Origin of the sequence: Streptomyces sp. NPDC002793 (assembly GCF_040295485.1) — a bacterium.
GTDB lineage: Bacteria > Actinomycetota > Actinomycetes > Streptomycetales > Streptomycetaceae > Streptomyces.
On sequence record NZ_JBEOVL010000007.1, the window covers coordinates 201,333 to 215,777 of the forward strand.

Consider the following 14,445-nt stretch of genomic DNA (forward strand, 5'->3'; position numbering starts at 1 on the left):
CGCACCCGGCCCCGGGTGTGGCCGCCCGGGTTCGGGGCATCCGCTCCGCCATGACAGCAGAGGTGGGTCCCCGTGGTCGACGCAGGAATGCCGGTCGTCTGCTCCTGCGCGCGACAGCCCTGGCCGTGACGTTCCTCGCGCTCGTCGCGTTCTCCGTGGTTCTGGCGAAGGTGACGCTCACACCGTCACCGGCGTCGGAGGATCTCGTGACGTCCAACCTGAGGCCGGGGCGGTCACTGCGGCAGTACGCGGAGGACTACACCTTCCTCGCTGCGTGCAAGCAGGCCGGCGGAAATCTACTGCTCGGAGCACCGTTCGGCGTGCTGCTGCCGATCCTGGTACCGCGGCGGCTCCGGATGATCCGGATGACCGTGCTGACGGTCCTGGTCATGGCTGTCGTCGAGCTCACTCAGGGCGCACTCGTGGCGGGGCGGGCTTTCGACATCGATGACGTGATCCTCAATACGGCGGGCGCGCTGCTGGGATACGCGGTGGTGGGGCGCCGCATCAGCCACCGCTACCACGTCCTCTCGGACGAACCGGCTGCGGCGGTGGCCGTGAAGCCCGCACGGCGGGCTCCGGCCGGAACCGGGCCCGCCGCCGGGAGCAGGACGAAGCGCGGTGGCGGACCCGGGACCGGGCCCGCCGCACGCCGGAGCGCGTCCGCGCCGGTTGCTCGCGGACGCGCTCTGTTCGGCAGGTGGCGCGGTCGTCGGGAGGGCCCGGGCGGGGAAGCACCCGGAGCCCGCCGACGAGGGGCCTAGAGCGCCGGGTAGGCGTTCTTCATGAGCTCCTGGAACTGGGCCGAGAACCACTTGCCGGAGACCGGAGCGTCACCCAGGGCCCCGGACATGTTGTTGTTGTTGCGGGCGTTGCCCTCGTACGTCGGGTCACACATCCGGTCGAACCCCTTGCCCTCGTCGTTCGGGATCTGCTTGCTGGATCCGTCCGACTCCCCCGGGGGCTTCATCCAGACGTACGCGTCGATTCCCGCTTCCGGAGCTGCCTGCGGTCGCTCGCCGAGCCCGGCTCCGGACTGGTTGCACCAGTTGCCCAGGTGGATGCGCCGGTCGTAGCGTCCCCCGTCCACATAGGTGTCGACATTGGTGGAGGCACCCGGACCGCTCGGCCGGTTCGCACCGCCCCAGCCGTTGCGCGAGGTGTCGATCAGCATGCCGATGTCGGAGTTGAAGCCGACCGAGACCAGCTCGTTGCGGAATGCCTGGGCGAACGACAGTTCGTCCGTGTAGCGGTTCCAGTCGACCCACTTGGACTGCCGCACGGAGGTTCCGTTCACGGCGTCGTCGATGGAGAAGTTCTCCTCCTTGAGGGCGCTGTAGTTGGCCGTGTTGGTGATGAAACCGTGCACGTCGTTGACGGTCGCGCCCTCGGCGGTCGCGGCCTCGTGGAAGATGTCGGCGGAGGGGCCGAAGTTGTCGTCCCAGCCGATCCAGCCGTGGTGCCCCGCGTCGATGTAGTTGTAGACGTTCGGCGCGTCGCCGAGCTTGTTGAGCGCGTAGCCGACGCCCTTGACGTAGTTGCCGTTGGCCTTCATGACGTCACAGGCGGGCGTGGCGGTGGGCCGGCCGCCTGCGTTGGTGACCAGGTTCGGCAGGGAGTCGATCTCGACGGTCGTGACGATGCGCAGACCCGCGTACTTCTCGTCGGCCAGGATGGCCGCGATCGGGTCGATGTACTCGGTCTTGTACCGGTCGATCTCGGTGGGGCCGAGCTCGCCGTTGGAGGCGAGCGCCGCGCAGTCGCGTCCGGGCAGGTTGTAGATGACGACCTGGACGACGAGTTCGCCGGAACCCTTCTGGGTCAGGGCCTCGTCCAGGTGGTCACGCAGGCCCATCGCGCCGTTGGCGCCCTCGATGGCGGCGATGCGGTCGAGCCACACCCCGGTCGGCTGGTCGGCGATCCTGCTGCCGCCCGGCTCCGCCTTGGCGTTGTCCGACCACTCCGGGTTCACGTAGACCTCGGCACCCTGGTAGGGGTTGTCGGCCTGGGCACCCTCGGGCGGGTCGGTCGGGTCCGGGGGATCGGTCGGACCCGTGGTGCCTCCGTCGCAGGTGACGCCGTTCAGCTTGAACGTCGCGGGCACGGTGCTGTTGCCGCTCCCGGTCGCGTTGAACCCGAAGGTGGCGGAGGACCCGGTGGCCAGGGCGGCGTTGTAGCCGGCGTCCTTCGCGGTGACGGTGGTCCCGCTCTGCGAGACGGTGGCGTTCCAGCCCTGACTGACCTTCTCGCCGCCCGCGAACGCCCACTGCAATTGCCAGCCGGATACGGCGTCGCCCAGGTTCTTGACGGTCACCGAGGCCGTGAGACCCCCGTTCCACTGGTTCTGGATCTTGTAGTCGACGGTGCAGCCTGCTGCCGCGGCGGCGGAGGCCCCAAAGGGTGCCACCGCTGCCGCGGAGCCCGCCGCGGCGGCGACGAGTGCTCCTGCGGCGATGAGCGCCGTTCGGGATCGGCGCAGGGTGGTGCGGCTCGTGCGGCTCATACGAATTCCGTTTCCTCAGCTGTCGAGGGCGCGCAGATGATCGCGCAACCCGATTCCTTACGGGGTGGGGATACCGTCGTAGTCGCTGAACAAGGACCGGGCCGTGGAGCGGTCCCAGGTGGTGCGGACACGCCGGGGGAGGGGTTCCTGGTCATCGGACCCTGTCTCCGGTGCGCACTGTGAACTCGTTGCTACGGAGGCCCGTTCGGGCCGTCCGTCGGCGGGGACGGGAGATCCACCGGACCGGTGGAGCCGGTCGGATCCGTGGTGCGGAGCGCGCCGTCGGACATGTCGGAGCGCTGCTCCGGGGAGCAGCCCGAACAGGTCCGAAAAGCGCGGGGAACGGTGCTTGAGCGGCTCCTCGCAGATCGTGCGTGCCCCCTACGGCACGCCGACTGTGGAACCGCTCCCACTGGTGTGGCTTGACGTTAGAGCGTCAAGTGGTGTCGGTCAACACACCAGTTCCCATCTCTTGCTATCGAAATTATTCGAGTCTTCAAGCGTCTTGACTCTCTTTTTCCTCATCCTCATGCTGGGAGCGCTCCCACTGGTTCAAGGCTTGTGCTCAACCCCGCACACCCCCCATGTCGCCGAACCGCGAGGAGGTACCGCGCATGCCATCGGGACGCGTACGGAGAACCTGGTTACCGAGGAGACCCGGCAGAACCGGAGCCGGGAGACGCCGCTTATGGACCGCGACAGTCGCGGCATTCGCCCTTCCCCTGGGTATGACCGCCGCGGCCGGCGCCCCGGCGGCCCAGGCGGCAGCCGTCCAATGCAGCGTCGACTACAGGGCCAATGACTGGGGATCGGGCTTCAGCGCCGAACTCACCGTCACCAACCGGAGTTCCGCCGCGATCAACGGCTGGACCCTGGCCTACGACTACGCGGGCAACCAGAAGCTCACCAACGGCTGGAACGGGACCTGGGCCCAGTCGGGCAAGACCGTCACCGTCAAGAACGCGAGCTGGAACGGCTCCATCGCGGCAGGGGCCGCCGTCACGACGGGCGCGCAGTTCACCTACAGCGGCACCAACACCGCACCGTCCACCTTCGCCGTCAACGGCACGGCGTGCGTGGGTGCCCACCAGCCACCGATCGCCGTACTCACCAGCCCCGAGCCGGGCGCAGTCTTCTCCGCCGGCGACACCGTGCCGCTCGCGGCCACCGCGGCGGCCGCCGACGGGGCGGGGATCAGCAGGGTCGAGTTCTACGACGACACCGAGCTGCTCGGCACCGACACCACGTCCCCCTACACCTTCGACGCCGAAGGACTGTCCGCGGGCGGTCACTCGGTGTACGCCAGGGCGTACGACAGCCTCGGCGCATCGGCGGAGTCGACCCCTGCGGGAATCACCGTCGTCGCGGGCCCGGCAGTCGTCGCGACCCCTGCCCAACTGGGCGTGCAGCAGGGAGGGTCGGGGACCTTCGACGTATCGCTGTCCACCGCGCCCTCCTCGCCGGTCACCGCCACGGTGGCGCGGACCGCGGGCAACTCCGGTCTGAGCGTCACCGGCGGCGCGAGCCTCACCTTCACGCCGTCGAACTGGTCCACACCCCAGAAGGTGACCGTCTCGGCCGACGGGTCCGGCACAGGGGCCGCGACCTTCACCGTCACGGCCCCGGGCCACAGCAGATCCCAGGTCACGGTCACCCAGATCGCCGAGGCGAAGGAGTACGACGCCCGCTTCCTCGACCTGTACGGGAAGATCACGGACCCGGCCAACGGCTACTTCTCCTCGGAGGGCATCCCCTACCACTCCGTCGAGACCCTGATCGTCGAGGCGCCCGACCACGGACACGAGACGACGTCGGAGGCGTACAGCTATCTGATCTGGCTCCAGGCGATGTACGGGAAGATCACCGGGGACTGGACGAAGTTCAACGGTGCGTGGGAGACCATGGAGACATACATGATCCCCACCCACACCGACCAGCCCACGAACGGCTCGTACAACGCCTCGAAGCCCGCCACCTACGCACCCGAGCACGACACACCCAACGAGTACCCGGCAGTGCTCGACGGGTCGGCGGCCTCCGGATCCGACCCGATCGCCTCCGAGCTGAAGAGCGCGTACGGCACCGACGACATCTACGGAATGCACTGGATCCAGGACGTCGACAACGTCTACGGGTACGGCAACACGCCCGGTAAGTGCTCGGCCGGCCCCACCGAGACCGGCCCCTCGTACATCAACACCTTCCAGCGCGGGGCACAGGAGTCGGTCTGGGAAACCGTCACCCACCCGACCTGCGACAACTTCACCTACGGCGGGGACAACGGCTACCTCGACCTGTTCACCGGGGACGCCTCCTACGCCAAGCAGTGGAAGTTCACCAACGCACCGGACGCGGACGCCCGTGCCGTACAGGCCGCCTACTGGGCGGACGTCTGGGCCAAGGAACAGGGCAAGTCGGGTGAGGTCTCGGCGACCGTCGCCAAGGCGGCGAAGATGGGCGACTATCTCCGCTACTCGATGTTCGACAAGTACTTCAAGAAGATCGGCGACTGCGTCGGCCCGACGACCTGCCCCGCGGGCAACGGCAAGGACAGTGCGCACTACCTGATGTCCTGGTACTACGCCTGGGGCGGCGCCACCGACACCTCCGCCGCCTGGTCCTGGCGCATCGGATCCAGCCACGCCCATGGCGGCTACCAGAACCCGATGGCGGCCTACGCGCTGAGTTCCGTGGCCGGTCTCAAGCCCAAGTCGGCGACGGGCCAGCAGGACTGGGCCAAGAGCCTGGACCGGCAGATGGAGTTCTACCAGTGGCTCCAGTCCGACGAGGGAGCCATCGCGGGCGGTGCGACCAACAGCTGGAAGGGCAGCTACGCCCAGCCCCCGGCCGGCACACCGACCTTCCACGGCATGTACTACGACGAGAAGCCGGTCTACCACGACCCGCCGTCCAACCAGTGGTTCGGCTTCCAGGCGTGGTCCATGGAACGCGTCGCCGAGTACTACCACGAGTCCGGCGACGCCCAGGCCAAGGCCGTACTGGACAAGTGGGTCGACTGGGCTCTGTCCGAGACGACCATTAACCCGGACGGCACCTATCTCATGCCGTCCACCCTCAAGTGGTCGGGCGCGCCCGACACCTGGAACGCGGCGAGTCCGGGTGACAACTCCGAGCTCCACGTCACGGTCGCCGACTACACCAACGACGTCGGAGTGGCCGGCGCCTACGCCAGGACGCTGACCTACTACGCCGCCAAGTCCGGTGACGCCGAGGCGAAGGCGACGGCCGAGGGCCTGCTCGACGGCATGTGGAGCCACTACCAGGACGAGGCGGGGGTCGCTGTTCCCGAGACCCGTGCCGACTACAACCGCTTCGACGACCCGGTGTACGTCCCGAACGGCTGGACGGGCGCCATGCCCAACGGTGACACCGTCGACAACGACTCGACGTTCCTCTCCATCCGGTCGTTCTACGAGGACGACCCGAACTGGCCCAAGGTGCAGGCATATCTGGACGGCGGAGCCGCTCCGGTCTTCACCTACCACCGGTTCTGGGCACAGACCGACGTGGCACTGGCTCTGGGGGCGTACGCCGACCTTCTGGAGTGAGTGACCGCGGTCCTCCACAGGGATTCCGGCCGCCGTCCGGCGGCCGGAATCCCGCCCATAAGTGTTCGCGCGAGCCCGCCGTCGGGAGGCATGATCACACGATGACATGGACAGCTCCCGAAGCCACGCGCACCATCGGACCGCTCACCGGCGGTGAACGCGAGACACTGACCTATTTCCTGGCCTTCTACCGCAGTACCTTGATGCAGAAGTGCGCGGGCCTGACGGGCCGACAGCTGGCCGAGCGGACCGTCGAGCCGTCCGGTCTCACCCTGCTCGGGCTGATCCGGCACATGGCCAAGGTGGAACGCACATGGTTCCGCGAGGGACTCGCGGGCCTGTCGGTGCCCCCGATGTACGACCCGGAGAAGGGCAAGGACGCGGACTTCGAAGACCTCGCACCGGACCGCGCCCCCGACGACTACGCCCGCCTCGTCGAGGAGATCCGTCTCGCCGACGAAGCGGCGGCGGCCGCGTCGCTCGACACGACCTTCACCCGGCGGGACTCCGTCTACTCGCTGCGCACGGTGTACGTCCACATGATCGCCGAATACGCGCGCCACATCGGGCACGCCGACCTGCTGAGGGAACGGCTGGACGGCACCACGGGAGCCTGAGCCGTCCCCCGACCGCGTCCCCGTACAGGATCTGGCGTATTCGGCCGCCCCGACGGACTGAAAACCCCGGATGGGGTCACACGGCAGGAATGACGTCCACCGACGTAAGGACAGACAGCACCGGGGACCCGGGCCCCGGTGGAACGCCGCGCCGCCGGGCCCGCCTGCGAGGATGCCTGCCGTTCGCCGGGGTGTGCGCCGCGGCGCTCGTCCTCCTGCTGCTGGGTTCCCGGATCAGCCTGCTCCCGGGGTTCGGTGGTCTCCTCGAAGAGGAGACCACCGACCGCTCCGGGCCCGCGGTGCTCAAGTCCATCCAGGACATGAGCGCGTACGAGGCCGCGTCCGGCAACTTCCAGGTCGTCGTCGACCTGGAGAAGGACGCCAAGTTCCTGCCCGACGCCATCCGGGGCACCCGGACGCTGTACGTCGGCGCGGGCAGCGTGGGATCCTCCGTCGACCTCGGCAGGGCCGGGCCCGACAGCGTGACCGTCAGCGAGGACCGCACCACGGCAGGACTCGTCCTGCCGCACGCGGTTCTGGGCAAGCCCGCCCTGGACCCGGACCGCTCCTACGCCGTGTCCAAGCAGCGTGGCCTCCTCGACCGGCTCGGTGACTTCTTCTCCGACAACCCAGGCAGCGAACAGGCGGTCAACAAGCTGGCCGCCCAGCACATCGGAAAGGCCGCCGAGGAGAGCGGCCTCACCGAGCGGGCCGAGAAGAACACCGCGTCGATGCTCCAGGGCCTGCTCGGTTCGCTCGGATTCGAGAAGGTCACCGTGCGCTTCACCGACCCGCAGGGCTGACCTCCCCGCTGCGGCCGGACACCGCACGGCATGGCGTAAACGCGTTGTGCGGTCGGGCGGTTACCCTGTGCGAGCTCGCTGAGAGCTCGTCGATCTCCGAGGGGACCCCCGAATGAACCGTATCCGTACCGTACTTGCCGCGTTCGGCATCGCCGTAGGCCTGGTCGGCGCTCCCGCCGCGAGCGCCGCACCGCAGGACAGTCGCACCGTGGCGGCCGTCCGCCACGACCCCTGCACCGGTGAGTTCCTCGGGGACGCGCGGTTGGGTCCCAAGTGGCTGCCCTCCACGAAGCAGGCCCCGGTGGGTCCGCTGCTCAAGGGCTACAAGCGCACGGGCAGCCTGTCCCCCTCCGCCTTCCTGACCAAGTACTGGCAAGGCCCGGCGGACACGGGCACCTGGAAGTATCCGCCCAACGACGGCTTCGCCGAAGTCAACGGTGAGATCGACAAGGAGCCCGCGAAGCTGAGTACCGGTCAGCGCCTTGACCGCTTCGGATCGGAGTACGGTGCCTACCTCGCACCGGCCGGCGACGCCTACAAGGAGCGCGCCCTGCCCCCGCAGAACCTCAACACCCGTGAAGCAGCGACCCCTTGCGACTACCGCGTCTACAAGGTCGCCAAGCCGTTCTGGGTCTGGCAGGGCAGCATCGCACCGTGGTTCGAGCAGCCCGGCGGGGGCCGGCAGATCAAGCTCGACGCCGTGTTCCTCGACCCGGGCGAGGGCCAGAGGCTGAACGTGAAGTGGCTGCTCGACCACGCCTACCTCACCGTCGCGAGCACGTAGTACCGGCCGTGGAACGCCGGGAACTGCGCGCGGCACTTCGGGCGGCAGGCGTGGCCGACGGTTACTACCGCATCGAAGGCGTGCACGAACCGGCGCCCACACCACCGGACTTCCTCTTCCTGAGGAAATCGCCCGACGGGGTGTGGGAGACCGGCGCGTTCGAGCGGGGCACCCACGAGGTGATCGCCCGTCATCCTGATGAGGCGGCGGCCTGCGCGCACCTCCTGGACCTGCTGGTCCGACGGGCCGCGACGGATTTGCCGTAACGGCAAGTTCTCTTGGTCGGTGGTACCCGGGCGTCGAATGATGGTCACGCAGTCCGGCCCCGAGAGTCCCAGGAGACACCATGTCGCAGCCCGTCGCCGAACCCTCCACCACGGTCCCGGGGGCGGTCCACCGCCTGGTGGACGTCCCCGACGGCCGGATCCATCTCCTGGAACAGGGGACCGGCCCTCTCGTCCTCATGATCCACGGCTTCCCCGAGACCTCGTACTCCTGGCGCCACCAGCTCTCCGCGGTGGCCGCGGCGGGCTACCGCGCGGTCGCCGTCGACGTACGGGGCTACGGGCGCTCCTCTGCTCCCGCCCGCGTGGACGCCTACCGGATGACGGCCCTCGTCGCCGACACCGTCGGCGTCGTGCACGCCCTGGGCGAGGAGACCGCGACGCTCATCGGTCACGACTGGGGCTCGAACATCGCAGCCGACAGTGCGCTGCTGCGGCCCGACATGTTCACCGCCGCGGCCATGCTCAGCGTCCCCTACGCGCCCTGGAACGCGATCCGGCCCACCGACGGATTCGCCCGTATCGGCGGCACCGAAGAGTTCTACGTCAGCTACTTCCAGCAGCCCGGCCGCGCCGAGGCGGAGATCGAGCCCGACGTACGCGGCTGGCTGGCAGGCTTCTACACCTCCCTCTCCGGCGACACGATGCCCCCGCCGGGAACGGACAGCCCGTTCTTCGTGCCCGAAGGAGGGGCCATGCGGGACCGTTTCACCGGCGGCGCCCTGCCGGCGTGGCTCACGGAGGAGGAACTCGACGTCTACAGCGCCCAGTTCGAGCAATCCGGCCTGACCGGCGGGCTCAACCGTTACCGGAACGTCGACCGTGACTGGGAGGACCTGGCCGCCTGGGACGGAGCCCGCCTCGCCTGTCCCGCCCTCTTCATCGGGGGCGCCCTCGATTCCTCCACCACATGGATGGCCGATGCCATCGCAGCCTTCCCCACGACCCTCCCGGGCCTGGTCTCCTCGCACATCCTCGACGGATGCGGCCACTGGATCCAGCAGGAACGGCCCGCCGAGGTCAGCGCTCTCCTGACCGAGTGGCTGCACACCGTGCACGCCTGACGGCAGCGTGTCGAAGTCGAGGCCTCGTGCACGGACCGGCGATGGTGGCTGTATGAACAGTGCAGGCATTCTCGCTGATGCGTTCGAACGTATTCATGAAGCGGTGCACGCCGCCGTCGAAGGGCTCCCTCCTGAGGACCTCGACGCCAGGCTCGACGACGGGGCGAATTCCATCGCCTGGCTCGTGTGGCATCTCACGCGCGTCCAGGACGACCACGTCGCCGACGCGGCAGGGACCGACCAGATCTGGTTCGCGAAGGGCTGGGCCTCCCGATTCGAACTGCCCCTCGAGAAGGGGTCGACGGGTTATGGCCACAGCAGTGCGGAGGTGGCTTCCGTGAAGGTGGCGTCGGGGGACCTGCTCCTCGGCTACTTCGACGCCGTGCACGAGCAGACCCTCGGATTCGTCCGCGGACTCGACGGACGGGCGCTCGACCGCGTCGTGGACGAGGCGTGGTCGCCGCCGGTGACCCTCGGTGTGCGGCTGATCAGCGTCATCGCGGACGACCTGCAGCATGCCGGTCAGGCGGCGTTCGTCCGCGGTGCTCTGGAGCGCCGTCAGTAGTCGGTGGATCCGGCGCGCGCGTAATGTCCCGGACTCGTCCCGACTACCCGCTTGAAGTGCCGGGAGAGGTGGGACTGGTCGTAGAAGCCGGCCGAGGCCACGACCTCCTGCGCGGGCATCCCGCCCAGCAGCAGGCGCCGGGCCAGATCGACGCGACGCCCGGTCAGGTACTGGTGCGGGGCCATGCCGAACTCCCGGCTGAAGGCCCGCACCAGGTGCGTGTGATGGGTGTGCAGCCGCTCCGCCGCGTCGCGGAGTGTCAGCCCTTCGACGAAGCACTCGTCGAGCAGCTCCCGGAGCGCGTGCGCGACCCGGCGGTCGGGCACCCTCGGGGCGGCCGGCTCGTCGCGCAGGTGCTCGGAAAGGCGTTCGGAAACGAGCGCGAGACGGCTCTGCGCCTCCAGCTCGTCACCGGGATTCTCGAGCGTCCGGTGGAGCTGGTGCACACGACGTCGCAGCTGCGGATCCCGAAGGACGGGTCTGCCTACCGCGCGCCCGATGAGATCCGCGTCGATCTGCGCGGTGTTCAGATACAGCACGCGCTTGCGGAACCCTCCCGGAGTCGCCGCGCCGCCGTTGTGCGGGACGTGCGGAGGCAGCAGAGTCACCACCGAACTGGGCGCCCCGTGCTCATGGCGGTCCAGGTCGTACCGGACCAGTCCCTCGTCGACGATGAGCAGGGTCCACGCGTCGTGTGTGTGCATGGGGTACGCGTGATCGGCGAAGTGCGCGTGGAAGACCTCGTCGATTCCCTCGACGCGCGGACGCCACGCTGTGATGTCCGGACGTGCACCCATGGGTGCATGGTACAAGAGCTGCGCCGCCGCACAGACCTGCAAACTTCGTACAAGACCGAGGACGGCCCGGCCGGACAGACTCCTCACATGACCGACGACAACGCACCCGTCCGCTTCGACACCAAGATCGCTGTGCTGCTCCGGGACGACCTCGAGACCTGGCAGCGGCTCAATGTCACCGCCTTCCTGGTGAGCGGACTCGGCACACGGATGCCCGAGGTGATCGGCGAGCCGTACGCCGACGCCGACGGCACGTCCTACCTGCCCATGTTCCGGCAGCCCGTCCTCGTGTTCGCCGGTTCCAAGGAGCTGCTGACCACCGCGCACACCAAGGCGGTCGGCCGCGGTGCGACGCTGGCCGTGTTCACGTCCGACCTCTTCGCGACCGGCCACGACGAGGCCAACAGGGCCGCGGTCAGGGCGGTGCGCAGGGATGGCATGGACCTGGTGGGGCTGGCCGTGTACGGTCCGCGCAACGCCGTGGACAAGATCCTCAAGGGCGCCTCCATGCACCCGTGACCCGGCGTCTCGGCGTCACCGCACGGATACGCACGGGTGCACCCGTGCGAGTGATGGTCCCCGGTGCCATACTCGAGTCAAGTCCGCTTGACAGGCTTGTCATCGTCCCGAAAGGCGACGCGTCATGAACTGGGCATCGTGGACCACCCTCGGTGTCTTCGCGGGAACCGGCGGAGTGCGCACCGAAGAGGTAGGTGTCGTGAGCGGTGATCTGACCGTACACACGACGTGGACCGAGGATCAGGCCGAGGTGGCCGTGCAGTACAGCGGTGCGTCGGACTGGTTCACACTGGCCGGCAGTCCGGTGCCGTGCCCGTCGGAGGAGGCGAGCAGGTCCCTCCACCAGAATGTCGTCGAGGCGGTACGCGCCGGCGGCGGAGCCACGGTTCCGGTTCCGCACACGGTGGAGTGACCTCCGCGGCCGGCGCTTCGACCGGCGTCATCCCGCGAAGCGCACCACATACCGCCGCTGCCAAGGGGTTTCCACCGCCTTGGGGTGATAGTGCCGACGGACGTAGGAGACAGCGTCCGGTGCCGGTACCCCGTCCAGCACGGCCAGGCAGGCCAGAGCCGTACCGGTACGCCCCCGGCCCCCTCCGCACACGACCTCGACCCGTTCATCCGGAGCCCTGTTCCACGCCTCCCCGAGCGCGGAGCGCGCCGCTTCCCGGTCGGCGGGGAGGCGGAAGTCCGGCCAGCGCAGCCACTGGGATTCCCAGCCCACCGGGGGCGGAGGGCCGCCCAGCAGATGGATCGTGAACGTGGGTTCGGGCCCCGCGGGAAGCCGACGCCTCAGACCGCGGCCACGGACCAGCCGGGCGGATGGCAGCCGCATGACGCCCTCACCCGCCGGATCCCATGTCTCCGTCACGCTCACTCCTCGGGGCCGGTGTCCTCGCCGCGACGTCTGCGGACAGAAGGCTAGCCCTTCCGTCCGCAGAACGCCGGTGACAGAGATCAGGCGGCCACGGTGACACCGGATCCGGAGTCGCCCTGCGCCGAGCTCTCCGGGTTCCGCCGCATGCCCTTGAGTCCGACGACGAGGGCGGTGGACACCGCCGTGCCGGCGGCGATCGCCAGCAGGTAGAGGAGCGGCTCACCGATGAGCGGGACGACGAACACACCCCCGTGCGGGGCGCGGAGCGTGCAGCCGAACGCCATGGACAGTGCGCCGGTGACCGCACCGCCGGCCATCACGGACGGGATCACGCGCAGGGGATCGGCCGCGGCGAAGGGGATCGCGCCCTCCGTGATGAAGGAGGCGCCGAGCACCCACGCCGCCCTGCCGTTCTCCCGCTCGGTCCGGGTGAACAGCCCGCGTCGCACGGTCGTGGCGAGGGCCATGGCGAGCGGAGGAACCATGCCGGCCGCCATGACCGCGGCCATGACCTTGAGGCTCCCGGGGGTCGGGTCGGCCAGGCCGCCGACGGCGAAGGCGTACGCCACCTTGTTCAACGGGCCGCCCATGTCGAAGCACATCATCAGGCCCAGGACGACGCCCAGGATGACCGCGTTGGACCCCGACAGCCCGTTCAGCCAATCGGTGAGGGCGTTCTGGAGGGAGGCGATCGGCTTGCCGACCACGATGAACATCAGGAAGCCGACCGCGATCGACGCGAGGAGGGGGATGACCAGCACCGGCATGATTCCGCGCAGCGTGGGGTGCACCTTCACCCGCTGGATCGCCATCACCGCCGCACCGGCCAGCAGACCCGCGACCAGGCCACCGAGGAAGCCCGCGTCGATGGTGAGCGCGATGGCGCCGCCGACGAACCCGGGGACGAGTGCCGGCCGGTCCGCCATACCGTAGGCGATGTATCCCGCCAGTACCGGGACCAGGAAGCCGAAAGCGGCCGTGCCGATCTGGTTGAGCAGGGCTGCCCAGCTGGCCGCCTCGCCCCAGGCGAAGTGGTCGGCCACCGACTTCGCGCTCGCGATCTCGTAGCCACCGATGGCGAAGGAGAGAGCGATGAGCAGCCCACCGGCCGCGACGAACGGCACCATGTAGCTGACGCCGGACATCAGATAGGTCCGCAGCCGGACACCGAAGTGCCCGGATGTCCCCGCTGAACCGCTCGCACCGGTGTCCGAGTCGTCGCGGCCGTCGGGAACCCGGCTGACCTCCCCCCGTCCGGCCTTGCGCCGGGCCTCGGCGATCAGTTCGCCGGGCCGGTTTATCCCTGCCTTGACCCCGGTGTCGACCACCGGCTTGCCGCCGAACCGCGCCTTCTCCCGCACGTCGACGTCGTGTGCCCAGATGACCGCGTCCGCTGCGGCGATCACCGCAGGATCCAGCCGCTCGAACCCGGCCGAGCCCTGCGTCTCGACGTCCAGCAGTACACCCTGGGCGCGGGCGGCGGCCTCCAGCGACTCGGCGGCCATGTAGGTGTGTGCGATGCCGGTCGGACAGGAGGTGACCGCGACGATGCGGAACGGCTCGGCCGTCTCCGGCGCGGTGGACGCTTCCTCCTCCCGGCCCGGCTGCGGCGTGGCGGGAACCTCTTCGCCGCGGATCAGGGCCGCGGCGGCGGCGGGATCGCCCTCCGCCCGCAGAGCGCCGGTGAAACCGGCGTCCATGAGGAGCCGCGCGAGGCTCGACAGGATCGTGAGGTGGTCGTCGTCCGCACCCGCGGGCGCGGCTATCAGGAAGACGAGATCCGCAGGCCCGTCCGCGGCACCGAAGTCGATGCCCGCCGAGCTGCGGCCGAAGGCCAGCGTCGGTGCGGTGACATGCTCGCTGCGGCAGTGCGGAATGCCGATGCCCCCCTCCAGACCGGTCGGCATCTGGGCCTCGCGTGCCGCCACATCGGCGAGAAAGCCGGTGAGGTCGGTGACACGGCCGGCCGCGACCATCCGTTCGGCCAGTGAACGGGCAGCCTCGGCCTTCGTCTCGGCGGACAGATCGAGATCGACCAGTTCCGCGGTGATCAGCTCACCCAT

General features: G+C 69.2%; 14 protein-coding genes. 10 read left to right on the forward strand and 4 right to left on the reverse strand.

What is annotated here, in order from left to right:
* Positions 1 to 50: 50 nt before the first annotated feature.
* The gene (locus ABT001_RS09470; protein WP_351274825.1) at positions 51 to 764 is read left to right on the forward strand and encodes a VanZ family protein; all 714 of its coding nucleotides are present in this window, start codon (positions 51 to 53) and stop codon (positions 762 to 764) included.
* Here ABT001_RS09470 and ABT001_RS09475 read toward each other — a convergent pair.
* Positions 761 to 2,503 (reverse strand): glycoside hydrolase family 6 protein, encoded by a 1,743-nt coding sequence (locus ABT001_RS09475; RefSeq protein WP_351274738.1) that lies wholly within the window; start codon positions 2,501 to 2,503, stop codon positions 761 to 763. The two genes, ABT001_RS09470 and ABT001_RS09475, sit on opposite strands and share 4 nt — an antisense overlap.
* Before the next feature lie 728 nt (positions 2,504 to 3,231).
* On the opposite strand from ABT001_RS09475, the gene ABT001_RS09480 reads away from it, so the two are divergent.
* The 7 genes from ABT001_RS09480 (at position 3,232) to ABT001_RS09510 (ending at position 10,189) form a co-directional block, all read left to right on the forward strand.
* Complete coding sequence (locus ABT001_RS09480; protein ID WP_351274740.1) at positions 3,232 to 6,072, forward strand: glycoside hydrolase family 48 protein; 2,841 nt, start codon at positions 3,232 to 3,234, stop codon at positions 6,070 to 6,072.
* A gap of 101 nt (positions 6,073 to 6,173) precedes the next feature.
* A complete protein-coding gene (locus tag ABT001_RS09485; RefSeq protein WP_351274742.1) occupies positions 6,174 to 6,689 on the forward strand; it encodes a DinB family protein in 516 nt (171 codons plus the stop codon).
* 89 nt (positions 6,690 to 6,778) lie between these two features.
* Positions 6,779 to 7,492: a DUF4230 domain-containing protein gene (locus tag ABT001_RS09490; protein ID WP_351274744.1), complete on the forward strand. Its 714-nt coding sequence runs from the start codon at positions 6,779 to 6,781 to the stop codon at positions 7,490 to 7,492.
* Between the two features lie 112 nt (positions 7,493 to 7,604).
* Entirely contained in the window at positions 7,605 to 8,276 is a 672-nt protein-coding gene (locus tag ABT001_RS09495; RefSeq protein WP_351274746.1) for a TNT domain-containing protein, read from the forward strand.
* Between the two features lie 8 nt (positions 8,277 to 8,284).
* A complete protein-coding gene (locus tag ABT001_RS09500) occupies positions 8,285 to 8,542 on the forward strand; it encodes a hypothetical protein (protein WP_351274748.1) in 258 nt (85 codons plus the stop codon).
* Positions 8,543 to 8,622: 80 nt separating this feature from the next.
* Entirely contained in the window at positions 8,623 to 9,624 is a 1,002-nt protein-coding gene (locus ABT001_RS09505) for an alpha/beta fold hydrolase (protein ID WP_351274750.1), read from the forward strand.
* 52 nt (positions 9,625 to 9,676) lie between these two features.
* Positions 9,677 to 10,189, forward strand: a complete 513-nt coding sequence (locus ABT001_RS09510; RefSeq protein ID WP_351274752.1) for a mycothiol transferase — start codon at positions 9,677 to 9,679, stop codon at positions 10,187 to 10,189.
* On the opposite strand, the gene ABT001_RS09515 is transcribed toward ABT001_RS09510, so the two are convergent.
* Positions 10,183 to 10,986 carry an AraC family transcriptional regulator gene (locus tag ABT001_RS09515; protein WP_351274754.1) on the reverse strand — a complete coding sequence of 268 codons (804 nt, stop codon included), beginning with the start codon at positions 10,984 to 10,986 and terminating at the stop codon, positions 10,183 to 10,185. The genes ABT001_RS09510 and ABT001_RS09515 overlap by 7 nt on opposite strands.
* 87 nt (positions 10,987 to 11,073) lie before the next feature.
* Here ABT001_RS09515 and ABT001_RS09520 point away from each other — a divergent pair, with 87 nt between their 5' ends.
* Together ABT001_RS09520 and ABT001_RS09525 are read left to right on the forward strand one after the other, a co-directional pair.
* Complete coding sequence (locus ABT001_RS09520; protein ID WP_351274756.1) at positions 11,074 to 11,505, forward strand: DUF2000 family protein; 432 nt, start codon at positions 11,074 to 11,076, stop codon at positions 11,503 to 11,505.
* Positions 11,506 to 11,629: 124 nt separating this feature from the next.
* Complete coding sequence (locus tag ABT001_RS09525) at positions 11,630 to 11,917, forward strand: hypothetical protein (protein ID WP_351274758.1); 288 nt, start codon at positions 11,630 to 11,632, stop codon at positions 11,915 to 11,917.
* A gap of 27 nt (positions 11,918 to 11,944) precedes the next feature.
* Here ABT001_RS09525 and ABT001_RS09530 read toward each other — a convergent pair whose 3' ends face one another.
* Entirely contained in the window at positions 11,945 to 12,376 is a 432-nt protein-coding gene (locus ABT001_RS09530) for a protein-tyrosine phosphatase family protein (protein WP_351274760.1), read from the reverse strand.
* Between the two features lie 86 nt (positions 12,377 to 12,462).
* Entirely contained in the window at positions 12,463 to 14,445 is a 1,983-nt protein-coding gene (locus tag ABT001_RS09535; protein WP_351274761.1) for a PTS fructose transporter subunit IIABC, read from the reverse strand.